This window comes from Microlunatus ginsengisoli, assembly GCF_039537205.1.
In the GTDB taxonomy this organism is placed as follows: Bacteria; Actinomycetota; Actinomycetes; order Propionibacteriales; family Propionibacteriaceae; genus Microlunatus; species Microlunatus ginsengisoli.
This window is the reverse complement of sequence record NZ_BAABAB010000014.1, coordinates 240,368-263,572: the sequence shown is the minus strand read 5'-3', so window position 1 is coordinate 263,572 and position 23,205 is coordinate 240,368. Positions and strand designations below refer to the sequence as shown.

Below are 23,205 nucleotides of genomic sequence, written 5' to 3'. Positions count from 1 at the left end.
CCACACCTACATGCCCTTCGACAAGCTCAGGGCTCGTCGAACGACGAGGTCAGAGCGAGACGGGGACGTAGTTCTGCACAGGATTGGCGCGCCTGATCCGGCCGGTGGTCAGCCGCTCGGCGACCAGGAAGGCGAGCTCCAGGGACTGGTTCCGGTTCAGCCGCGGGTCGCAGAGCGTCTCGTAGCGGTTCACCAGGTCGGCCTCGACCAGGTCGTCGGAGCCACCGACGCACTCGGTCACGTCGTCGCCGGTCAGCTCGACGTGTACGCCGCCGGGCCAGGTGCCGAGCTCCTCGTGCACGTCGAAGAAGCCGTTCAGCTCCTCCATCACGTCCGAGAACGCGCGGGTCTTGTAGCCGTTGCGCGCCTCGAACGTGTTGCCGTGCATCGGGTCGCAGACCCAGGCCACCTGCCGGCCGCTGGCGGTCACCTTCGCGACCACCTCCGGCAGCACGTCGCGGATCTTGCCGGCCCCCATCCGGGTGATGAACGTGATCCGGCCCGGCTCGTGGTCCGGGTCGAGCCGGTCGGCCAGCTCCAGCGCGGTGTCGGCTGTGGTCGTCGGCCCGAGCTTCACCCCGAGCGGGTTGCGGACGTGGCGGAGCAGCTCGACGTGGGCGCCGTCCAGCTGGCGGGTCCGCTCCCCGATCCAGAGGAAGTGGCCCGAGGTGCCGTACGGCAGCGACGTCCGCGAGTCGATCCGGGTCAGCGCGTGCTCGTATTCCAGGATCAGCGCCTCATGGCTGGAGAAGAAGTCGACGGTGCCGAAGACGTTGTCGTCGATCCCGCAGGCGACCATGAACGCGAGCGCGCGGTCGATCTCCGAGGCGAGGTTCTGGTACTGCACGCCGGCCGCGGAGTTCTTCACGAAGTCGGCGTTCCAGGTGTGCACGCTGCGCAGGTGCGCGAACCCGCCGGTGACGAAGGCCCTGGTCAGGTTCCAGGTCGCCGACGACGCGTTGTAGACCCCGAGCAGCCGCTGCGGGTCCGGCCGCCGCGACTCGGGACTGAACGCGAACCCGTTCACCGCGTCACCGCGGTAGGCCGGCAGGGTCACCCCGCCGCGGGTCTCGACCGCGGAGCTGCGCGGCTTGGCGTACTGCCCGGCCATCCGGCCGACCTTCACGATCGGCACCTGGGCGGCGTAGGTCAGCACCACCGCCATCGACAGCAGGGTCCGCAGCTTGTTCTGGATGTTCGAGGCGGTGACCCCGTCGAACGTCTCGGCACAGTCGCCGCCTTGCAGCAGGAATGCCTCCCCCGCCGCGACGCTCGCCATCTTGGTGCGCAGCTTGTCGCACTCCGCCGCAAACACCAGCGGCGGCAGCTTCCGCAGCCGGGCGATCACGTCGGCGACCTCGCCCGTGTCCTCGTACGTCGGCTGCTGGACCGGGTTGAGCGCATGCAGCTGATCCAGGGACGGGACGGTGGACACCTCGGGCACGCAGAAACTCTAGACGCCTATACGTGTGGCGGCGGGCCGATATTCGGCCGGCGGACGCCACGACGAACCCTACGGATATTTGCTGCGGCGGGTAACAGTCCTGCGAAGGTTTGTCACAGGCCCTGCACAGCCTGCGTCCGTGCGGCAGGTTTTGGTGGACTCGGCGCGCTGGGCGCTGTATCAGTTCCGGGGGAACACGTCAGAATGACCGTGACAACTGCGTCTGCTCGCCCGGTCGACCCGCGAGCGTCGGCCACCCGTCGGCTCGCCTCGCGGCTGCCGGCCGCGGCACTGGCCGCCGCCCTCAGCCTCACCGGCCTGATTGCCGCAGCGACGCCCGCCCAGGCGGACACCGCGCCGCCCACCGGCACGCCGGCCACTGTGTCGGCCGACGCACTGCCCACCGTCCAGATCGACGGCGTGGCTTGGGACCAGGTCGTGGTCGGCAACACCGTCTACGTAACCGGCTCGTTCGCCTACGCCCGGCCGGCCGGCACGGCAGCCAACTCCACCCAACGGGTCGCCCGGGCCAACCTGATGGCCTACGACATCCGCACCGGCGCCCTGATCACCGGCTTCAACCACAGCCTGAACGGGCAGGGTCGGGTGATCACGGCCTCCCCCGACGGCAGCCGGGTCTACGTCGGTGGCGAGTTCACCACCGTGGACGGCACCACCCACAACCGGATCGCCGCATTCGACACGGCGACCGGCGCCTTGGTCACCGGTTTCAACGCCAATCTGAGCGGCACGGTCTACGCGCTGACCGCCTCCAACACGACCGTGTACGCCGGCGGCACGTTCGGCTCGGCGTCCGGCGTCACCCGCAACCGGTTGGCGGCCTACTCCAGCGCCGGCGCGCTGCTCAGCTGGAACCCGGCCGCCGACTCCACCGTGACCGCGATGCAGCTGTCCCCCGACGGCTCCCGGGTGATCGTCGCCGGGCGTTTCCAGAACCTCGCCGGGGCGGCCCGGCTCGGGATCGGCTCGGTACTGACCGCCGGCCCGCAGCCCGGCACCTGGCCGAGCGACTTCGTGATCAAGGACTACGGCAGCAGTGCCGCGATCAACAGCCTCAGCACCGACGGCACCAACATCTACGGCAGCGCCTACCAGTTCACCCAGGGCGGCAACTTCGAGGGCCGGTTCGCGGTCGCCCCGAACACCGGTCAGCTGATCTGGATGAACTCCTGCCACGGCGACAGCTACGACACGACCGTGGTCGGGACCATCGTCTACAGCGCCAGCCACGAGCACGACTGCTCCGACCTCGGCTCGTTCAACCAGGACGACCCGGGCGCCACCACCTCGACCCACCACTTCGTCGCCGCCGAGACCACGAACGCGACCGGCACCCTGCTGCACCCGATCTTCACCGGCGGCGCCGGCCAGCCCGGGCCGCGCTACGCCGACTTCTACGGCCAGCCGCGCTCGACCCAGCTGTACTGGTACCCGACTCTGACCGCCGGCACCTACACCGGGCAGTCCCAGGCGGCCTGGTCCGTGGCCGGCAACAGCACCTACCTGTCGGTGGGGGGTGAGTTCCCGACCGCCAACGGCACCGCCCAGCAGGGACTGGTCCGCTACGCGATCCGCGCCAGCGCGCCCAACCTGCGCGGACCCACCGGGCTCGGCACACCGACCGGGTTCTCGCAGGCGCCCGGCACCATCCGGGTCTCCTGGCGCGCGGCCTCGGATCAGGACAACCAGGACCTGACCTATCAGCTCTACCGCGACGGCGGGGCCACGCCGATCTATGCCACGAGCTATCACGGGGCGTTCTGGGACCGGCCCTCGCTCGGTTACGTCGACAGCGGGCTGACCGCCGGAACGTCGCACACCTATCGGGTGCGGGTCACCGATCCCACCGGCAACACCGTGCTCAGCAGCGCCTCGGCCTCGATCACGGCCGGCTCGGCCGACTACCCGAGCTATCCGGCCATGGTCCGCGCCGACGGCGCGTCCTCGCTGTGGCGGTTCTCGGAGTCCTCCGGCAGCACCGCGGCGGACTCCGCCGGACCGGTCGACCTGACCCTGCGCTCCGCGGTCAGTCTCGGCGCGGCCGGACCGATCCCCGGCAATGGCACCGCGGCGACGTTCGCCGGGACCTTCACGGTCACCTCGACGCCGGCACCGTTCCCCGGTGCGCCGCCGATCCTGACCACCACCTCGAACAGCGTGGCTGCCTCGACCGGCGACGTCTCGGCCATGCCGACGTATACCGTCGAGGCCTGGGTCAAGACCACCTCGACCTCGGGCGGCGTGGTGGTCAGCGACAGCATGTACGACCCCGCCAACGGCCGGGAGAGCGTCACCTTGGACCGGGTTCTCTACTTCGGCAACGACGGCAAGGTCTACTACGGGGTCTTCGACGACGGCGGGGTGAAGAAGACCCTGCCGAGCCCGAACGCGTACAACGACGGCGGCTGGCACCATCTGGCCGCGTCGATGGGCGCCGGCGGCGCCAAGCTGTACGTCGACGGCGCGCTGGTCGCGTCGGACTCGACGCTCAGCGACGACGGCGCGTTCTGGGGCCACTGGCGGGTCGGCGGCGACTCGCTCAACCGGTGGAGCCCGCTGCCGACCAGCGGCTACCTGGCCGCCGACATCGCCGACGTGGCGGTGTATCCCAAGGCGCTCGGCGACGATCGGATCCAGGCCCACTTCGCCGCCGCCGGCGGCGTCGTCAACCCGCCGCCGACCGCGACCTTCAGCTCCAGCTGCAGCCAGCTCGACTGCAGCTTCGACGCGTCCGGCTCCAGCGACGACGGCAGCATCGCCTCGTACGCCTGGAGGTTCGCGCCGGACAACTCGACCGCGACCGGGGTGACCCCGAGCCACTCGTTCCCGGCCTCGGGCAGCTACCAGGTCAGCCTGACGGTGACCGACGACCTGGGCGCGACCGCGACCACGACCCGGACGGTCACCGTGACCGGGCCGCCACCGGCCAACGTCGCGCCGACCGCGGCGTTCACCGCGACCTGCACCCAGCTGACGTGCTCCTTCGACGGCTCCGGATCCTCCGACTCCGACGGCACCGTCGCGTCGTACGCCTGGGACTTCGGCGACGGCACGAGCGGCACCGGCGCCGGCCCGACTCACCCCTACGGCTCCGCCGGCACGCGGACGGTCACCCTGACCGTCACCGACGACGACGGCGCGACCGGCTCGGTGTCGCACACGGTCAGCCCGAGCGCGGACACGGTCCTCGCCGCCGACGCGTTCGGTCGGACCACCGCGAGCGGGCTCGGGAGCGCGGACAGCGGCGGCGCGTGGACGGTGAACTCGGCCAGCCGGTTCTCCGTCGGCAGCGGGGTCGGTCGGGCCACCATGGCCACCGCCGGCACCGGGGTGAACGCCTATCTCGGCGGCGTCTCGGCCACCTCGACCGACCTGACCGCGACCACGACGCTGGACAAGGTGCCGACCGCGGCGACGTACCTGGAGTTCACCGGCCGCCGGGCCGGCACCAACCAGGAATACAACGGCCTGCTCCGGATCAACTCCGGTGGCGCGGTGCTGGTCGGCATCCGCAAGCTGAACGGCTCGTCGTCGGCGACCGACATCGTGGCCGCGACCTCGACCGGGCTGACCTATACCGCGGGCACGCAGCTGAAGGTGCGGTTCCAGGTCAGCGGGACGAGCCCGACCACGCTCCGGATGAAGGTCTGGCGCGCGGACGCGGCCGAGCCGGCCAACTGGCAGGCGACCGCGACCGACTCCTCCGCCGGACTGCAGGCGGGCGGCTCGGTCGGGTTCCGGAACTATCTGGGCAGCAGCGCCACCAACGCGCCGATCGTGCAGACCGTCGACGACCTCACCGTCCGCCCGGTCGGCTGAGCTGCCGCGGTCTTGACGCGAATCCGCCGCTCGAACTGCCCTAGGGCCCTTGCGGGATCCCTGACGGCGATCGAGCGGCGGAAACGCGTCACATGAACGGTCTGGGCGTGGGCGCGGCGGGGACGGGATGGTCAGGCTTGCGGGGAGACCTCGTCCTCCTCGGCCCGCTTCGCCTCGGCGGCGGCCTGGGCCTTGGCCGTCGGGGCGTAGACGTCGACGTACTCCTGGCCGGACAGCTCCATGATCGCGTACATGATCTCGTCGGTGATCGAGCGCAGGATGAACCGGTCCTCGCTCATCCCGGCGTAGCGGGAGAAGTCGAGCGGCTCGCCGAACTTGACGGTCGGGCTGACGATCCGGCTGACGATCTTGCCGGGCGGGGCGATCACGTCGGTGCCGATCACGGCGGTCGGGATCACCGGCACCTCGGCCTCCAGGGCGAGCCGGGCGACGCCGGTGCGGCCCTTGTAGAGCTTGCCGTCGTGGCTCCGGGTGCCCTCGGGATAGATGCCGAACAGGTCGCCGCGCTTCAACACCTTCAGCCCGGCGCTCAGGGCGCCGCGGGAGGCGCTGCCGCCGCTGCGGTCGATCGGCACCTGACCGGTGCCGGCGAAGAACCGCTTCTGGGTCCAGCCCTTGATCCCGGCCCCGGTGAAGTAGTCGGACTTGGCCACGAAGGTCACCCGCCGGTCGAGCACCATCGGCATGAACACCCAGTCCGAGTACGACAGGTGGTTGCTCGCCAGGATCGCCGGTCCGGTCTTCGGGACGTGTTCCGCGCCTTCCACGATCGGCCGGAAGAGCTTCCGCACCGGCGGCCCGACCAGCACGTTCTTCAACACCCAATAGATGCCCTTGCCGTTCCCGTCGCCCTCGGTGGACTCAGGTTCGGGCGGGACGTGGCTCAGGTCCTTCCGGCTCATCGGGCGCCGTCCCCGACCGCCGGCGGCAGGTCGGCCACGTCCGCGGGCGTGACCAGCGGCTTCGGGGCCGGCTCGGGCGTCTTGGCACCGGTCTCGGGCGTCCCCGGCAGAGGCATCGGCGGTGGGGCTACCCCGTCGCCGGGTCGGGACAGCACCTTGGCCGGGAACTCCTTGCCCTGCTCCAGCGCCTCCTTGACCGAGCTGCCGTACGCGTCGACGTAGGTCTGCCCGGTCAGCTCCATCACCGCGTTCATGATCTCGTCGGTGACGTAGCGCAGCACGTTGCGGTTGTTACCGGCCCCGGCGTACCTGGTGAAGTCCAGTGGTGCGCCGATCCGGATGCCGGGCCGCCGGATCGTCTTGACCCCGGGGATCCGGGACGGCACGAACTGGGTGTTGATCATCCCGACCGGAATCACCGGTACGCCGGCCTTCAGCACCAGCCGGGCCACGCCGGTCTTGCCCTTGTAGAGCCGGCCGTCGGGCGAGCGGGTGCCTTCGGGATAGATGCCGAGCAGGTCGCCGGCTTCCAGCACCGACAGCACACCGTCCATGCTGGTCGCGCTCGCCCGGCCACCCGACCGGTCCATCGGCAGCTGCCCGATCCCGCGCATGAAGGCGCCGATGAAGCGGCCCTTGATGCCGGTGCCCTCGAACAGCTCGGCCTTGGCGGGGAAGGTCAGCCGGCGGTGGATCAGGGCCGGCAGGACGAACGTGTCACCGGCCGAGATGTGGTTGCTGACCAGGACGGCCGGACCGGACTTCGGGATGTTCTCCTCACCCTCCATCCAGGGGCGGAACAGCAGCCGGACCAGCGGTCCGACGACGGCCAGCCTGAGGAACCAGTAGAGCAACGCGAACCTCCTGTTGCCCCACACCTTAGTGTCGCGGACGCTCGGGGCGCGAACGTCGGCCCGCGGTGGGCCGGTGGCCGCCCGCCGACGTACGTCGTTCGCCCGAAGCCTGGGCGAGGGGTGCTGTCGCCGTCTACCATTCCGGGGTGACGACATCCTCGGCAGCGTCGCCGAACCCCTCTGCTTCGCCGGCGATCACGGCGGGTCTGCGCGAGCGGCTCGACCTGATCCTGGCCCGCTTCGGCCGCGATCGGGCCGCGCAGACCGGCTGCCCGACCGTGCTGCCCGGGTGCGAGCCGTACGAGGGTGGCGACGGTCCGCTCGGCGTGCTGGTGCTGCACGGCTTCACCGGCGCCCCACCGTCGGTCCGGCCGTGGGCCGACCGGCTCGAGCGGGACGGGTTCCGGGTCTCGGTGCCCCGGCTGCCCGGGCACGGGACGACGTGGCAGGAGATGAACCAGACCCGGTGGGAGGACTGGTACGGCGAGGTCGAGTCGTCGTTCGACGAACTGGCCAGCCGGTGCGAGCACACCTTCGTCTGCGGGTTGTCGATGGGGGGCGGGCTGGCCCTGCTGCTCGCCGCCCGGCAGGGTCGGCGGGTCGCGGGCCTCAGCCTCGTCAATCCGTCGGTGCACTCCACGATCGCCGAGCAGGCCGAGCGCGGACCGGTGATGTTGACCATGCCGGTCATCCGGCACGTGGTGCCCTCCATCGCTGCCATCGGCGGCGACATCGCCATACCGGACACGAGTGAGGGAGCCTACGACCGGACCCCGCTGAATGCGGCGTGGTCGTTGACTCAGCTGTGGAAGGTGATCCAGAAGGAGTTGCCTCGGGTCGAGCAGCCGATCAGGATCTATCGCTCCCGGACCGACCACGTGGTCGGCCCGTCCTCGCTCGCCATCATCACCGAGCGCACGCGGAGCCGGGATCTCGAGGTCGTTCACCTGGAGCGTAGCTATCACGTTGCCACCCTGGACTACGATGCAGACCTGATCTTCAGTGGCACCAGCGAGTTCTTCGCCCGGCTGGCCACGGCAGCGAAGTAGGTCCAGATGGGTGCACCGCGCGAGGACGACCGGGCCGGCGACGACCGTGCCGGGGACGACCCTGCCGGGGACGACCGTGGGCGGGACGATCGCGAGGCCATCGATCGCGCCTTCGCGGAACTCGTCGCGCATTATCATCTGACCGCGGACCGCCCCGATCCGCTGCCCCCGCGGACGGCGGATCCCGAGTCGCCGCTGCGGGTCGAGCCCGAGCCGCCGCGGGTCGAGCCGATCCAGAGCTGGGCCGACCGCCATCCCCTGTTCGCCGGTGCCGAGGTGCCGGCGAAGCCGGAGCCCGAGCCGGACGAGCGGTACGTCCCCGAGCCGCAGCCGCCGATGGCCCGACCCCGGCTGCCGATCCTGTTGGCCTGGGCGGGGATCGCCTTCGCCGCGGTGGTCGTGCTGCTCGCCGCGTTCGGCATCCGCCTGCCGTCGTGGACCGGGTGGCTCGCCGTCGGCGGCTTCATGGGCGGCTTCGGCGTCCTGGTGTTCCACCTCCCGCGCTCCCGGCCCCCCGGCGACGACGGCGCGGTCGTCTAGCAGCCGGCCCGGTCGCACAGCCGGCCCGGTCGCGTACGGCCCGGTCGCGTATCGCCGACGCCTCGGACTTCCGCCCGACGCTTCGGGCATCCGCCCGCATTTTCCGGCCGCGGCCGCATTCTCGGGCTGATCCGCAGGCCCACGTCCCACACTTTCCCGCCACGGCCGGACTTGCTTTCCCGCCCGGCCACCCCGGCGCGCCCTGTCGCCCCCCGCAATTTCCCGCCGCGGCCGGAAATTCGGGCTGATCCCGGGCCTACGAGCCCCACTTTCCCGCCGCGGCCGGGTTCTCGGCTCATCCACCAGCCCGCGACCCGCACTTTCCCGCCACGGCCGGGATTCGCAGCCTCGGCGCCCCTCGGGCTCACAACTTCCCACCGTGGCCGGATTTTCGGGCTCATCCGCAGCCCGACCACCCACACCTTCCCGCCACGGCCGGAATTTGGGCGTTCGCCCCTGCCACCGCGCCCTGCCACCGCGCCCTGCCACCGCGCGCGCCCTGCCACCGCGCGCGCCCTGCCGGCTACCACCGCACTTTCCCGCCATGGCCGGATATTCGGGCTCAGCCGCAGCCCGACCAACCACACTTTCCCGCCACGGCCGGAATTTGCGACCACAGCGCCGGGACCCCAGGGGCCCCGGCGGCCGGGCTCAGGAGGCGTCGGGGGTGCGGCGGGCGCGGCGGCGGGACCGCTTGCTCGCGCCGCGGGCCTTGCGCCGCCGGGGCCAGAAACCGAAGCGGGCGGACTCGGGCGGCTCGATCATCGCCCGGCGGGCCAGGTCGGCGGCGCCGATCAGACCCGCGTCGTTGCGGAAGTGCGCCAGCTCCAGCCGCGCCTCGGCCCGGAAGCCGCGGCCCGTGAGCGTACGCGAGAACATCCGGCGGGCCGGCTGCAGCAGCAGGTCCCCGGCCGCACTGACTCCGCCGCCGATCACGAACAGGTCCGGGTCCAGCGCCGCGGCCAGGTTGGCGATCCCCTGGCCGAGCCAGCCGCCGACGTCGGCGAGCAGCTCGATCGCGGTCTGTTCGCCCTCCAGCGCCGCCGCGGTCACGCTGGGGCCGGTGATGTTCTCGAGGTCGCCGCCCATCAGCTCCAGCAGCCGGTATGCCATCGGCGAGTTCGTGCTGGCCAGCTCTTTCGCCTCGCGGACCAGCGCGTTGCCCGAGGCGTACTGCTCCCAGCAGCCGCGGTTGCCGCACTCGCAGCGATGCCCGCCAGGCACGCTGATCATGTGGCCCCACTCCCCAGCCATACCGTATGTCCCGCGGAACAAGCGGCCGTCGATCACCAGGCCGCCACCGATTCCGGTGCCCAGGGTCAGGCAGACCATCACCGAGGCACCGCGGCCGCTGCCGAACCGGTACTCAGCCCACGCCGCGGCGTTGGCGTCGTTGTCGACGATCAGCGGCAGCTCGATCCGATCGACCAGCCGGTCCTTCAGCGGCTCCTCGCGCCAGGCCAGGTGCGGGGAGAACCGGACGATCGACTGGGTGTTGTCGACCCAGCCAGCGGCCCCGATGCCCGCGGCCTGCACCCGGTGCCGGGTCCGCAGCTCGCCGACGATGTCCACGATGGCGTCCTCGACCGCCCGCGGGCTGTGCGAGGGGGTCGGCCGCTGGAGCCTCTCCAGTATCGCGCCGTCCTCGTCGACCACACCGGCGGCGACCTTCGTCCCACCGATGTCGATGCCGATGCTCAGCATCGGCAGAGCAGCACCGGCACGCGGCCCGACGGGGCGGGATCCGATCGCCCGGGCCGCGGGCGAGCCGCTCGGCAGAGTCAGCCCTCCACCCGCTGCTTCAGGCCCTTCAGGGCGCCGTCGATGATCGTCTTCTCGGCCTTGCGCCGGAACATGCCGATCATCGGCATGTTCACGTCGACGGTCAGGTTGTAGGTCACCGTCGTCAGCTGATCGCCCTTCGGGGTCAGCACGTACGACCCGTCCATCACCTTCAGCAACGACCCCTCGACGAGCTTCCAGGACGCGACGTTCTCCACCCAGTCGCACTCGAGCACGTAGACGTCCTTGACCAGGGTGTGGTCGAGGGTGATTCGCACCGTCTTCGGCCAGCCGTCGTCGTAGTAGGTGAGGATCTCGACCTTCTTCATGTCGTCGATCCATTCCGGGTAGGACTCGAAGTCGGCGATGACGCCCATGATCTCGTCGGCGGGAGCCGCGATGTCGATCGAGGCGTTGGTCTGGTCGGGCACGCTGACAACCTCTCTGTCCCGGGCTGAGCGACACCTTAGTGGCATCCGGTCGCGGCACCTCGGCCACCCTTGCACTCCGCGTGGTCGGCCGGCCCGGCCCGGTTATATCCCGGCTCAGTCCAGTTCGAGCAGCCGCCGCAGCCGGTCTCGCCCGGCCGCCGCCCCGAAGCCGGCGACCACGTACGCTCGCCCGCACACTCCCATCGTGCGCGCCAGCGCGCCGTCGCCGAGCAGCGTGACCAGCCGCTCCGTGAGCCGCGGCGGATCCTCGGGCGGCACCACGAACCCGCTCTCGCCGTCGCGCACGGTCTCCGGCGCGCCACCGGAGTCCCCCACCACCGCCGGCAACCCGCAGGCGGCGGCCTCCAGCGCCGCGAGCCCCAGCCCCTCGGCGTCCAGCCCACCGAGCCGCACCCGCATCGGCAGCGCGAAGACGTCGGCGCCCCACAGCTGCTCGCGGACGCCGGCCCGGTCCAGACCGCCGGTGAAGGTCACTGCCCCCGGTGCGAGCCGGCTCGCCAGGTCGGTCAGCCGCCGACGTTCCGGCCCGTCCCCGACCACAACGAGCTCGGCACCGGGGACCCGGCGACGGACGTCCGGCCAGGCCCGGATCAGGGTGTCGACGCCCTTCCGGCGGACGAGCCGGCCGACGGCGACACAACGGCGCGGTGCTGCCGGCCCGGCCGCGGGTCGCGGCACGAAGTAGTCGGTATCGACCGGCGGCGGCAGCGGGCTCAGCTTGGCCCGATCGCCGGCCGACAGCACCGGCGCGATCCGGCCGGCGGTGTAGTCCGAGATCGTGGTCAACGCGTCCACCTCCGCCGCAATCCGGCGCAGCAACGTGCGACCGCCCGGCACCTGCGCCCACCATGTCTCGTGGCCGTGACTCAGCGCCACGATCCGTCGCGCACCGGCCCGGCGGAGGCCGCCGGCGAGCAGCCCGAGCGGAGCGGCAGCACCGAACACCACCCGGGTCGCGCCGGACCGGCGCAGCAGACCGGCCGCCTGCCGGGCGACCGAGGGCGTCGGCAGCAGCACCGTCCCGGCCCGCACGACCTCGTACGCCCGCCGCGCGTCCGCGACCGCCGAGCCCGGTTCGCGCGAAGTCAGCACGGCCACGTCGCCGTCGCAGAAGTCGCAGACCTGCTCGACGAAGCGTTCGATCCCGCCGATCCGCGGAGGGAAGTCATTGGTGACGATCAGCGTGGTGGGCACCGGGTTCAGCAGAGTCCGCTCGTCATCGCGTCGCCGACCGCGCCAGCCATCGCTGCCAGCCGCTCAGCAAGGTCGACTCGTCGACCCCCAGCACGTCCTGGAGGGCGCCGGGCAGCGCCGTCCCGCCGTCGACCTCGGCATAGAGCCGGACGAGATCGGCGTCGGACCACCGCTCGGCGATATAGCTACACAGCAACCAGGCCCGTCCGTAGGTCAGGTTCAGGTCGTCGGCATCGGGCCGGAAGCTCGCGTCGCCGGGGAACTCGGCCGGCGGGCCGTGACGGCGGACGTCCTCGATCACCAGGTCACGGGTCGGCGGCGCCGCCGCGGGCACGCGGTCGAACGCCACCCAGTCGGCGAACCCCTCGACCAGCCACATCGGCGCCGGAGAGGTCGCGGACCGGGTGAGCACATGGGTCGCCTCGTGAGTGATCAGCACGGCCAGCCGATCGTCGTCCAGCGCGCCGGCCGGCTTCGGGTTCACCACCACCCGGACGGCGGCGGTCGCCGGGTCCGGTCCCTGCGGCCAGGCCACGGCGGCGATCTGGTCATAGCTCCCGGGCTCCGCGCCCAGCACCTGGTCGAACGCCTGCTCCGTGCTCGGCAGCTCGATCACCAGCCCGGTGGACCAGCGCGCGTCGGGGGACGACGCGATCCGGGAGCGGACGGCGGACTCGGCCGACTCGGCCCGCCGCAGCCAGTCTCCGAGGTCGGTCTGCCGGCCGCCCGCGACGACGGTCGCCTGCCGCCCGGTGACGACCCGGATCCGCTCGGTCAGCCACAGCGGCGCACTGCTCGGACCGGCGTCCGGACCGTCGGCCGGCCCGATCAGCCGTACCCGGCTCGGCGGCGCCGTGGCGTTCGGGCTCGCGGCGGAGGGCGAGCTCGAAGGTGGGGCCGGGGCCAGCGCGAACCAGATCTCGTACGTCGACGGCCCGCTGTCGTGGTCCAGCCGGGTGCTGACCCGCACCTGCTGGACCCAGCCGTCCGGCGACGTGGCCCGCTCGTCGGCGGGCAGCTCGGCCGTCCGCGGCTCGGCCGTCAGCTCGACCGCGCCGCCCGGCAGGGTGGACAGGTTCGCGAACAGCCGGTCGGCGAAGCCGGCGTCCGGATCGACGAGCTCGTCATCGAATGCCGCTCGGTCTCCGAGCCGGGCGGCGGTGAGCAGTGCGTCCAGGGTGCTCTGGGTCGCGGCGGCCTGATCGGCGCTCGGGCCGGCCGACGCTCCGGCCGTTGCCGCGGAGGTCGCTGGGCCGTCGCCGTTCGCGGGGCCGCAACCGGCCAGGCCGGCAACCAGGGCACAGATCAGGAAGAACCCGGCGGCCAGCCGGGCCGGGTGGTGACAGCGAACGGTCGTCAGCCGACGCGGCGTGCGCCCGCGTACGGCATCGAGTCGAGCTTGGCGTAACGCACGCTCGCACCCGGGTGGGGCGCGTGGATGATCGTGCCGTTGCCGACGTAGATCGCCACGTGGCTGATGCCGGAGTAGAAGAAGACCAGGTCACCCGGCTGCAGGTCGGACTTGGCGACCGACGTGCCGTCGTTGAACTGTGCCTGCGAGGTGCGGTCGATGTGCACGCCGGCGGCGCTCCAGGCCGCGGAGGTCAGGCCGGAGCAGTCGTACGCATTCGGGCCGGCCGCCGCATAGCGGTACGGCTTGCCCAGCTGGGCCTTCGCGAACGCGATCGCCTTGGCGGCCCGGCCGGAGCCAGCCACGGCGCCGCCGCCGTCGGTCGGGCCGGACGGGTCGGAGTTGCCCGTCGTCGCGGAGTTGGCGTCGGCGGCGGCGGCCTGAGCCAGCCGCGCCTCCTCGGCGGCGATCCGCTGGCGCTCCTCCTCGGTGAGCTTGGCGAGCACCGCCTTCGCTTGGCTGATCTTGCCGTCGGACTGGCTGCGCAGATCGGTCAGGCTCTTCTGCTGCGCCTCGAGCTGCGCGAGATCGGTCGCCGTGGTCCGTTCCAGGCTGGCCAGCTCCGCCTGCTCGGACTGGTAGTCCTGCAGCGCCGAGTTCTGGTTCTGGCTGACCTTCTCCACCGTCGAGACCTGGTTGAGGAATCCGTCGGTGTCCTCGGTCAGGAACAGTCGGGCCGTGGTGTTGATCGATCGGTTCTGGAACTGGGCCAGCGCGACCTGCCCGACCTGCTGGCGCATCTGGGCGACCTTCGCCGTCTGGGCGGCGACGTCGGCCTGCTTCTGCTTCAGCTTGGCCTTGCTCGCCTTGATCTGCTCCTTGACCCCGACGTACTCCTGGTCGATGGCCGCGGCCTCGGTCTCCAGCTCGGCCACCTGTGCCTTCGCGTCGTCGACCGTCAGCGGCGGGTCGGTGGGATCGGCGGCGGCCGTGCCGGCCAGGGAGGCAACGAGAGCGAGGCTGCCGACGGCGACGCCGAGCGCGTGGACGACCGACTTCATCCGTCCAGCGGCGCGACCCCGCGACAGCACCTGAACCGTTCCCCTTCACCTCGACGCCGACCGGCTCGGTCTGCCCGGTCCCCCACCGGTCAGAGCCTCAGCGCTCGTTCAACGGTACCGCCGCACGGAAAGTGCCGCAGCCCGTCGCCGAACGCAAGATGCGTGAACCCCGAAAATCGGGGGCCCGGACCCGCAGACGTAAGCAGAAGGGTAGGTCACAACTTGGTCACGGAGCAAACCCGCGGACGTGAGATCGGTCATGCTCAGCCCGACTCCGACCAGTCCAGGCGCTGCTGAACCGCGTGACCGCGGCGGGCGCCCGGGATCAGCCGGAGCGGGGGCACCAATCCTTGGTCGGCCAGCGCCTGCAGCGCCGACTGCTCGTCGCCGTCGAGGTCCAGCGGTCGCCGGGAGATGTCCAGCACCACACTCACCACGCAGTCGGCACAGGCCGGGCCTCGCGCCACGCATCCGTCGCAATCCACCCTCAGCATGTCCATCGTCGCCCTCCTCGCCTCCCGGAAAATCCGCCGTTCGATTTCCACGGGTCGGTCCATGCGGAGAACACTGCCGCCCGGGTCGGACACTTTCGTCGTGAGCAGAGAGACCTACACCCACGGCCATGCCGCCCCCGTGCTGCGGTCGCACTCGTGGCGGACCGCAGCGAACTCCGCCGGCTACCTGTTGCCGCGGCTCGACCCGGCGGACCGGTTGCTCGACGTGGGCGCCGGCCCGGGCACGATCAGCATCGACCTCGCCGGGCGGCTGGAGTCGGGCTTCGTCGAGGCGGTCGACAGCGCACCCGCCGCGATCGCCGCCGGCACCCGCGCCGCGGCGGAGTCCGGTCTGGACCGGATCCGGTTCTCCGTCGGCGACGTCTACGCCCTCGACTTCGCCGACGACAGCTTCGACGTCAGCCACGCCCATCAGGTGCTGCAGCACCTCGCCGACCCGGTGGCCGCGCTGCGCGAGATGCGCCGGGTGACCAGGCCGGGCGGCCTGGTCGCGGTCCGCGACGCGGACTACGCGTCGATGACCTGGTTCCCGGACGCGCCCGGGCTGGACCGCTGGCAGTCCATCTATCGGCAGGTGGCCAAGGCGATGGGCGGCGAGCCCGACGCCGGCCGACGCCTCAAGGAGTGGGTGCTGCAGGCAGGCTTCACCGAGCTGACCTGCTCCGCCTCGGTCTGGTGCTTCGCCGACGCGGACGATCTGGCCTGGTGGAGCGAGACCTGGGCCGAACGGATCACCGGATCCGATCTCGCCGAGCACGCTCGCGACCTGGGCGTCCCGGCGGCCGAGCTGGACGAGCTCGGGCGGGTCTGGCGCTCGTGGGCCGGGCGGCCCGGAGCCTGGTTCGCCGTGTTGCACGGCGAGGTGCTCGCCGTCGCCTGAGTCGCTCGGCGCGCCTGGTTCCGACCGCTCCCGATCCGCGCGGTTCGACGCGCCGCCCGGAAGTTCCCCTTGAACCGGGGTCCGCGGCGTGGTTGGCTGAAGGTGATCTAGTCGTACGCCCCTGCAGGCGTACGTCGGTGGTGAAGCCGTCGCCACTTGGCTCTCGACGAGACCGAGGTGGCTGATGACTGTAGTGACCCATTCCCCGACGACCACGGCGACGAATCCGGCTCAAGGCCGGACGCGCAGCACCGTGGTGCCCGACATCGACACCGCCGAGTTGTTTCGCCGGGCCGGTGAGGCCGACGAGCCCGAGCGTCGCGCGCTGCACCGCGAGATCGTCGAACGGCATCTCGGGCTTGCCGACGCGCTGGCCCGTCGCTACGGGCGCTCCCGGACCGACGCCGAAGACCTGCGACAGGTGGCGCGGGTCGGGCTGATCGAGGCGGTACAACGCTTCGACCCTGCCCGCGGCGACTTCGTCGCGTTCGCGGTGCCGACCATCACCGGTGTGCTCAAGCGCCACTTCCGCGACCACGCCTGGCTGGTCCGCCCGCCGCGCTCGACCCAGGAGCTGTCGATCCGGGTCCGTGACCGCTGGCCCGACCTGGCCCAGCGGCTCGGTTCCGAGCCGAGCACGGCGGACCTGGCGCGGGATCTCAGCGACAGCCGGGAGTCGGTCTGCGCGGCGCAGGCGGCCGGGGTCGGCTTCTCCGCCTCCACCTTGCTGCCCAACGATCCCGGACTGTGCTCGACCGACGCTCAGTCCGACTTCGACCGGGCTGAGGCAAAGCTCGTGATCGACGCGCTGCTGCCCCAGCTCTCCGCGGAGGAGCGGCAGATCCTGCGCTTCCGGTTCTACTTCCGGATGTCGCAGGAGGAGATCGCGCTGCGCACCGGCACGAACCAGATGCACGTGTCCCGCCAGCTGGCCCGGCTGCTCGGCAAGCTCCGCGACCTGCTCGGCTCCCTGGGAGAACCGCTCGACGGCTGAGCCTGGCTGGCTCCCCGCCGACCTGCAACCCACTGTCCCGTCCGCGGCGGCGAAGCGCCCGTCCCGCGACCGGAAACTGTGCACGTATGGCAATGTTGAAACGATCCACATTGCCATATGCGTCCACTTTCGCGTCCCGGGATGGGGGCGAGGGAACGCCGCGACCCGCCGGGTGGCGTGTCGCGGGCGGAATTGTCCGAGCCGGTTCGTACGGTGCGGCGCATGGGAGCACGCTCGTCGCCACCGCCCGGACGGTCCGAGGCGCAGCAGAGTTTCGACGAGATCGGCACCCATCTGTCCCAGGTCACCTTCTGCGTCGTCGACCTGGAGACCACCGGCGGCGCGGAGGACGACACCATCACCGAGTTCGGTGCGGTGAAGGTGCGCGGCGGCGAGGTGCTCGGCGAGTTCCAGACCCTGGTCAACCCGCAGACCGCCATCCCGCCGCTGATCGCGGTGCTGACCGGGATCACCAACCAGCTGGTGGCCGGCGCGCCGACCCTGGCCCAGGTGCTGCCGAGCTTTCTCGCCTTCGCCTCCGACAGCGTGATCGTGGCTCACAACGCGGCGTTCGACACCGGCTTCCTGCGGCGGGCGTGCGAGAAGCTGGGCTATCCCCCGCCGCGCTGGACGGTCGTGGACACGGTCGGACTGGCCCGCCAGATCCTGCTCCGCGACGAGGTGCCGAACTGCCGGCTGGCCACGCTGGCGCGGCACTTCAAGAGCCGCACCGAGCCCAACCACCGGGCGCTGACGGACGCGCGGGCGACCGTGGACGTGCTGCACGGGCTGCTGGAACGGGTCGGCAACCTCGGCGTGCACACCATCGAGGACCTCGCCGAGTTCACCCGTCGGGTCTCGCCGCAGCGCCGGGCCAAGCGGACCTGGGCCGCCGACCTGCCCACGCGGGCCGGGGTCTACCTGTTCGTCGCCGAGCACGACGACGGTCCCGAGCGTGGCCGGCGCCGCCAGGTGCTGTACGTCGGCAAGTCCACCAACCTGCGGGCCCGGGTGCGGACGTACTTCACCGCGGCCGAGACCCGGCCTCGGATGGACGAGATGGTCCGGCTGTCCACCGGGGTCGAGACGATCGTCTGCGACACGCCGCTGCAGGCGGAGGTCACCGAACTCCGGCTGATTGCCGCGCACGCGCCGCCGTACAACCGGCGCTCGAAGTATCCGGAGCGGAGCCAGTGGATCAAGATCACCGACGAGGCGTTCCCGCGGCTGTCGATCGTCCGCGCGGTGAAGGACGATGCGGCCACCTACTTCGGGCCGTTCCACCGGCGGCAGGCCGCCGAGGACGTGGTGCTGGCGATCTACGACGGGTTCCCGATCCGGCAGTGCAGCCCGCGACTCAGCGTCCGCCATCCGGTCAATGCCTGCGCCCTCGCGGGGATGGGTCGCTGCTGCGCGCCGTGTGACGGGTCGGTGACGCCGGAGACGTACGGCACGATCGTCGAGCAGGTACGCACCGCGCTGTCTACCGATGTCCGGCCGGCCGTGGCCGGGGTGAGCGAGCGGCTGGGCCGGCTGATCGAGCAGCAGCGGTTCGAGGAGGCCGACGTGATCCGCCGCCGGCTGGACACGCTGACCCGGACGGGGCGCCGCTTCCACCGGGTCCGAAGTCTGGCTGCCTGCCCGGAGATCGTGGCGGCCTACAAGCGTGACGACGACTGGGAGATCCACGTGATCCGCTTCGGCCGGCTCGCCGGGACCGGGGTCGCCACGCCACGGGACGTGCCGCAGGCGGTGGCCCGCGACGTTCGGGCGACCGCGGAGACGGTGTTCCGGCCGCCGGGGCCACTGCCCGCCGCCGGGATCGAGGAGACCGAGCGGATCGCGGACTGGCTGGAGCAGCCCGGCACCCGGATCATCGACATCGTCGGCGACTGGATGTGGCCGTTGCACGCCGTCCTCGACCACGAGGGGCTGGTCCGGCATGCGTTGTCGCACGAGTTGACCCATACAGTGACACCGTGAGCGAGCGTCGGGTAGGCGCCCCGGTCTTCCGTGGCCGCGGAGCGGAAGGCAGGGCCAAGGCGAGGCATCATCGGCACGAGGCGAGTGGGCCTTCCGGGCCGTGGCTGCGGATGACCGGGTTCCCAGCGCCGGGCGCGAGCGAACAGGAAAACCAGTGACCGGGCTCCCCTACCTCGCGCACCTGGCCGACGACTCCGAGCGGTTCCTCGAGGTGCTGACCCGGCTCGACCCGGCGACCCGGGTGCCGACCTGCCCGGACTGGACCGCGGCCGACCTGGTCTGGCACCTCGGCGAGGTGCAGTGGTTCTGGTCCCGCGTGATCGCGAACCGGCCGACCCACCCGCGCGACATCGCCGAGCCCGACCCGGTCCGCCCCGGCAGCTACGAAGCGCTCTTGGCCTTCGCCGAACGGTCGGCGTCGGACCTGATCGGCGCGCTGGCCGCGGCGTCACCCGACGAGCCGGCCTGGTCCTGGTCGCGGGAGCAAAGCGTCGGGTTCACCTACCGGCGGCAGGCCCACGAGGCGCTCATCCACCGCCTCGACGCCGAGCTGACCGCCGAGAAGCGCAGCCCGATGGACGCGGCGCTGTGCTCCGACGGCGTCGACGAGGCCATCCGGATCATGTTCGGCGGCGCACCGGCGGAGGTCGAGGTGATCCCGGATCCCGGCGCGACCGTCCGCTTCACCGCCGCCGATTCCGGCTGCCAGTGGCAGGTCACCCTCGGCCGGATGGTCGGCGAGTTCCGCGGCAAGCCGGTCGACGAGCCGACCTTCGTCGTCGCCGAGACCGACGACCACGCCCCGGCCGCCGCCGAGATCACCGCGCTCGCGGAGGACCTCGACTGCTGGCTGTGGAACCGGCCGGCCCGCCACCGGGTCGACCACCACGGGGACCGCGAGGTGCTGGCCCGCGCGGCCGCGATCGTGCACTCGGGGGTCCAGTAGGGCTTCAGCCCGACGGCGAGCCGTCGCGTCGGTGCGGTCCGATCGGCCACGGCACGATCGGCGGCGGGCCGGCTGCCGTGAACGGCGAGTGGTCGCCCCAGCCGCAGCCGGGCGCGGCGTCCCACCAGTTCGAGTCGACAGCGTCCCGTGGGCCCGCCCAGAAGACGTCGAGATGATCCGCCGTCCGGGCCACCGCGGCGAGCGGTGAGCCGGCCCGCGCCGCGCCGGGACCGCTGATCGGGAACGGCTGGTGGTCCGACCAGTTGCAGCCCGGCGCAACGTCCCACCAGGTCGACTCGACGGCGGAGTCCGGGCCGATCCAGAACACGTCCAGGTGGTCGTGCGTACGGCCGACCGCGCTCAGCGGCGAGCCCGCCCGGGCCGCACCCGGCCCGGTAATCGGGAACGGCTGGTGGTCCGACCAGTTGCACCCCGGCGCGGCATCCCACCAGGTCGACCCGACGGCGAAGTCCGGGCCGATCCAGAACACGTCCACGTGGTTGGGCGTACGGCCGACCGACGTCAGTCCGGACCCCGGGCCGGCGGCACCCGGCGGGGTGACCGGGAAGGGCTGGTGGTCGCCCCAGCTCTGCCCGGCCGCTGCGTTCCACCAGGTCGACCCGATGGCGCCGTCCCCGCCGATCCAGAACAGGTCGAGCTGCCGCGGGTCTCGGGACACCGCGGTCAGGTCCGATCCCGGCCTGGCCGCGCCGGCCGGGGTGACGGTGAACGGCTGGTGGTCCCCCCAACCGCAGCCGGGCGCGGAGTCCCACCAGGTCGACGCGATCGCACCGTCGGGGGCGATCCAGAACACGTCCAGGTGGTTCGGCGTCCGGCCGACCGCGGCGACCGGCGAGTCGGCGCGGGCCGCGCCGGACGGGGTGATCGGGAAGGCGTTGTGGTCGCCCCAGCCGCAGCCGGGCGCGAGGTCGAACCAGTTGGACGCGATCGCCCCGTCCGCACCGACCCAGAACACGTCCAGGTGGTTCGGCGTCCGGCCGACAGCGGCCACCCGTCCGCCGGCGACAGCGGCACCGCGGCCGGCCACCCCGAACGGCTCGTGGTCCCCCCAGCCCTGGCCGGGCGCGGCGTTCCACCAGGTCGAGGCGACGGAGGCGTCCGGGTCGGTCCAGAACACATCGAGCTGGTCCGGGTCCCGGGCCACGGCGAAACCTGACGGGGTTCCGATCGGTGAGCCCGGACCGATCGCCGCGCGTGGCGGGGTGACGGCGAACGGCTGATGGTCGCCCCAGTGCGACCCATCGGCCGAGTCGTACCAGGTGGACCCGATGGCGTGGTCGCCGCCGATCCAGAAGACGTCGAGATGCTCGGGCGTCCGGGCGACGGCAGCGAGATGGGACGCGGGCTCGGCCGAGCCGGGTCCGGCGATCGTGAACGGCTGGTGGTCGGCCCAGCCCATCCCCTGGGCGGAGTCATACCAGGTGGTCCCGATCGAGCCGTCGGCACCGACCCAGAACACGTCCAGGTGATTGGCCGTCCGGCCGACCGCGGCCAGCGGCGAGCCGGCCTGGGTCGCACCGGGCGGGCTGATCGGAAACGGCTGGTGGTCACTCCAGTTCTGGCCGGCGGCCGCGTCCCACCAGGTCGACGCGATCGCGCCATCCGGACCGATCCAGAACACGTCCAGGTGAGTGCCGGTCCGTCCCACCGCGGCCAGCGCCGAGTCCGCCCGCGCCGCGCCGGGCGGGCTGACCGGGAACGGCTGGTGGTCACCCCAGTTCTGCCCGGCCGCGGCGTTCCACCAGGTGGAGCCGACAGCGCCGTTGGCACCGACCCAGAACACGTCCAGCTGGTCGGCCGCCCGCGACACCGCCGTCAGTCCGGACCGGTCTCCGGCGGCTCCAGGCGGAGTGATCGGGAACGGCTGGTGGTCGCCCCAATTGCAGTTCGGCGCCGCGTCCCACCAGGTCGACGCGATCGCGCCGTCCGGGCCGATCCAGAACACGTCGAGGTGATCCGGACTGCGGTTGATAGCGACCACCGGTGAGCCGGCCCGAGCCGCCCCGGGCGGGGTGATGGCGAACGGCTGGTGGTCGGCCCAACTCTGCCCGGCCGCCGCGTCCCACCACGTCGACGCGATGGCGCCGTCCGGACCGACGCAGAACACGTCCAGGTGCTGGGCGGTGCGGCCGGCCGAGGTCACCCGGCCGCCGGGGACCGCCCAACCGGGCGGGGTGATCGCGAACGGCTGGTGGTCGCCCCAGCTCTGCCCCGGCGCCGCGTTGTAGAAGGTCGAACCGATCGCCCCGTCGGGCCCGACCCAGAACAGGTCGAGCTGGTCCGGATCGCGGGCCACCGCGCCGAGCGAGCTCTCCGAGTGCGTGGTCAGCGTGATCGGCGGTGTCCGCTGCTCGTAGCTCTGGGTGAAGAAGCAGTTGATCGACCCGCCGACGTTGATCGTGCTGGCCACCGGGATCAGCTGCTGGTCGGTGCGGGAGATGTCGAGACTCATCGTGACGTCGTCGCCGCCCGGCGTGTTCGGGTCGTACACCCACAGGGTCAGCTGTTGTCCCCGCAACTGGTAGGCGTACACGCAGACCTGGTGACCCATGTGCGTGACATCGGGCAGGTGCCCGATCACGATGCCGATCGGGCACGGGTGCCCGCTGTCGATGATCGTCCGGATGCCGGGCCAGCTGGTGTGGGCCATCACCCAGTCCCGGCCGTCGCCGGTGATGTCGTCGGTGTTGGGATAGAGCGGGTCGGCGTACTTGACGAAGTCCGCGGCGTCACCGACGTTCAGGCTCTGGCCGAGCCGCTGCACGATGTAGTCGAACAGCGGGTCGCCCTCGCCGCCGGGGTTGACCGACTGGACCGGCGAGGGCCGGCGCGCCTCGAAGTAGTCCCGGGACGCGAACGACATCCCGCCGCACAGCCCCCAGGACGCGTTGCCGATCAGGATGTCGCCGAACGGGTCGGGCAGCGTGATCGATGTGATGTGTTCAGCGGGCCACTTGTTGGGGAAGTGGTAGCCGTAGATCGACGGCAGATAGCCCGGCACCGCGATCCGGCCGTCCCCGATCAGGTGATAGATCGCCTCGGCGTTGTTGCCCTTGCCGCCCTCGAAATAGAAGCCGTACGGCCCGCTGATGCCCTGCTCGTAGAAGTTCGTCCCGGCGTACGGGTTGTCCCAGTGGATGTCGAACTGGCCACCCCCTTGAGGATCGGTACCGATCCGGTACGCGGCCCGGCCCTCCGTGCCGGTGGCCACGCCGTCGGACTCCGACTGCCACCAGACCACGGCCCCGGGCGGAATGGTCGCTGGCGGCGTCAGCGGATCGGTCCACTCGCCGTGGTCCAGGGAGTCGCTGAGATGCGTCAGCGTCTGCGACGTCTCGTTGTGAATCGTGACCCGTGTCGACCGCGCCGCCATCTG

Annotated in this window: 17 protein-coding genes; 7 read left to right on the top strand and 10 right to left on the bottom strand. The window is 71.8% G+C overall.

The window, feature by feature from the left end; translation table 11 throughout:
- Nucleotides 1–49: 49 nt before the first annotated feature.
- The gene (locus ABD747_RS10505; RefSeq protein WP_344804159.1) at nt 50–1,444 is read right to left on the bottom strand and encodes a class II 3-deoxy-7-phosphoheptulonate synthase; all 1,395 of its coding nucleotides are present in this window, start codon (nt 1,442–1,444) and stop codon (nt 50–52) included.
- Between the two features lie 204 nt (nt 1,445–1,648).
- Between ABD747_RS10505 and ABD747_RS10500 the strand changes: the two genes are divergently transcribed.
- Nucleotides 1,649–5,284 carry a PKD domain-containing protein gene (locus ABD747_RS10500; RefSeq protein ID WP_344804157.1) on the top strand — a complete coding sequence of 1,212 codons (3,636 nt, stop codon included), beginning with the start codon at nt 1,649–1,651 and terminating at the stop codon, nt 5,282–5,284.
- 131 nt (nt 5,285–5,415) lie between these two features.
- On the opposite strand, the gene ABD747_RS10495 is transcribed toward ABD747_RS10500, so the two are convergent.
- Nucleotides 5,416–6,207, bottom strand: coding sequence for a lysophospholipid acyltransferase family protein (locus ABD747_RS10495; protein ID WP_344804155.1), 792 nt, complete (start codon nt 6,205–6,207; stop codon nt 5,416–5,418).
- Nucleotides 6,204–7,061 carry a lysophospholipid acyltransferase family protein gene (locus ABD747_RS10490; protein WP_344804153.1) on the bottom strand — a complete coding sequence of 286 codons (858 nt, stop codon included), beginning with the start codon at nt 7,059–7,061 and terminating at the stop codon, nt 6,204–6,206. The genes ABD747_RS10495 and ABD747_RS10490 overlap by 4 nt, the downstream gene beginning before the upstream one ends.
- A 146-nt stretch (nt 7,062–7,207) precedes the next feature.
- Between ABD747_RS10490 and ABD747_RS10485 the strand changes: the two genes are divergently transcribed.
- Nucleotides 7,208–8,110: an alpha/beta hydrolase gene (locus ABD747_RS10485; protein WP_344804151.1), complete on the top strand. Its 903-nt coding sequence runs from the start codon at nt 7,208–7,210 to the stop codon at nt 8,108–8,110.
- Between the two features lie 6 nt (nt 8,111–8,116).
- Nucleotides 8,117–8,650 (top strand): hypothetical protein, encoded by a 534-nt coding sequence (locus ABD747_RS10480; protein ID WP_344804149.1) that lies wholly within the window; start codon nt 8,117–8,119, stop codon nt 8,648–8,650.
- A gap of 651 nt (nt 8,651–9,301) precedes the next feature.
- On the opposite strand, the gene ABD747_RS10475 is transcribed toward ABD747_RS10480, so the two are convergent.
- The 6 genes from ABD747_RS10475 to ABD747_RS10450 all read right to left on the bottom strand — a co-directional run bounded on the left by ABD747_RS10475 (nt 9,302) and on the right by ABD747_RS10450 (nt 14,990).
- Nucleotides 9,302–10,354, bottom strand: a complete 1,053-nt coding sequence (locus ABD747_RS10475; protein ID WP_344804147.1) for an ROK family glucokinase — start codon at nt 10,352–10,354, stop codon at nt 9,302–9,304.
- A gap of 77 nt (nt 10,355–10,431) precedes the next feature.
- Nucleotides 10,432–10,863 (bottom strand): SRPBCC family protein, encoded by a 432-nt coding sequence (locus ABD747_RS10470; RefSeq protein WP_344804145.1) that lies wholly within the window; start codon nt 10,861–10,863, stop codon nt 10,432–10,434.
- A gap of 114 nt (nt 10,864–10,977) precedes the next feature.
- Nucleotides 10,978–12,078 carry a glycosyltransferase family 4 protein gene (locus ABD747_RS10465; protein ID WP_344804143.1) on the bottom strand — a complete coding sequence of 367 codons (1,101 nt, stop codon included), beginning with the start codon at nt 12,076–12,078 and terminating at the stop codon, nt 10,978–10,980.
- A gap of 22 nt (nt 12,079–12,100) precedes the next feature.
- Entirely contained in the window at nt 12,101–13,048 is a 948-nt protein-coding gene (locus tag ABD747_RS10460; protein WP_344804141.1) for a hypothetical protein, read from the bottom strand.
- A gap of 386 nt (nt 13,049–13,434) precedes the next feature.
- Nucleotides 13,435–14,490 carry a C40 family peptidase gene (locus ABD747_RS10455; protein ID WP_344804139.1) on the bottom strand — a complete coding sequence of 352 codons (1,056 nt, stop codon included), beginning with the start codon at nt 14,488–14,490 and terminating at the stop codon, nt 13,435–13,437.
- A 263-nt stretch (nt 14,491–14,753) separates the two neighbouring features.
- Nucleotides 14,754–14,990: a hypothetical protein gene (locus ABD747_RS10450; protein WP_344804137.1), complete on the bottom strand. Its 237-nt coding sequence runs from the start codon at nt 14,988–14,990 to the stop codon at nt 14,754–14,756.
- Between the two features lie 94 nt (nt 14,991–15,084).
- On the opposite strand from ABD747_RS10450, the gene ABD747_RS10445 reads away from it, so the two are divergent.
- From ABD747_RS10445 to ABD747_RS10430, 4 genes are all read left to right on the top strand, one after another.
- Nucleotides 15,085–15,885, top strand: coding sequence for a methyltransferase domain-containing protein (locus ABD747_RS10445; protein WP_344804135.1), 801 nt, complete (start codon nt 15,085–15,087; stop codon nt 15,883–15,885).
- A 184-nt stretch (nt 15,886–16,069) separates the two neighbouring features.
- Nucleotides 16,070–16,879: a sigma-70 family RNA polymerase sigma factor gene (locus tag ABD747_RS10440; RefSeq protein WP_344804133.1), complete on the top strand. Its 810-nt coding sequence runs from the start codon at nt 16,070–16,072 to the stop codon at nt 16,877–16,879.
- Between the two features lie 222 nt (nt 16,880–17,101).
- Nucleotides 17,102–18,862, top strand: coding sequence for a DEDD exonuclease domain-containing protein (locus ABD747_RS10435; RefSeq protein WP_344804131.1), 1,761 nt, complete (start codon nt 17,102–17,104; stop codon nt 18,860–18,862).
- 154 nt (nt 18,863–19,016) lie between these two features.
- Nucleotides 19,017–19,808, top strand: a complete 792-nt coding sequence (locus ABD747_RS10430; RefSeq protein WP_344804129.1) for a maleylpyruvate isomerase family mycothiol-dependent enzyme — start codon at nt 19,017–19,019, stop codon at nt 19,806–19,808.
- 4 nt (nt 19,809–19,812) lie between these two features.
- Here the strand turns inward: ABD747_RS10430 and ABD747_RS10425 are convergent, their stop codons facing one another.
- Nucleotides 19,813–23,202 (bottom strand): PLL family lectin, encoded by a 3,390-nt coding sequence (locus ABD747_RS10425; RefSeq protein WP_344804127.1) that lies wholly within the window; start codon nt 23,200–23,202, stop codon nt 19,813–19,815.
- Nucleotides 23,203–23,205: the final 3 nt, after the last annotated feature.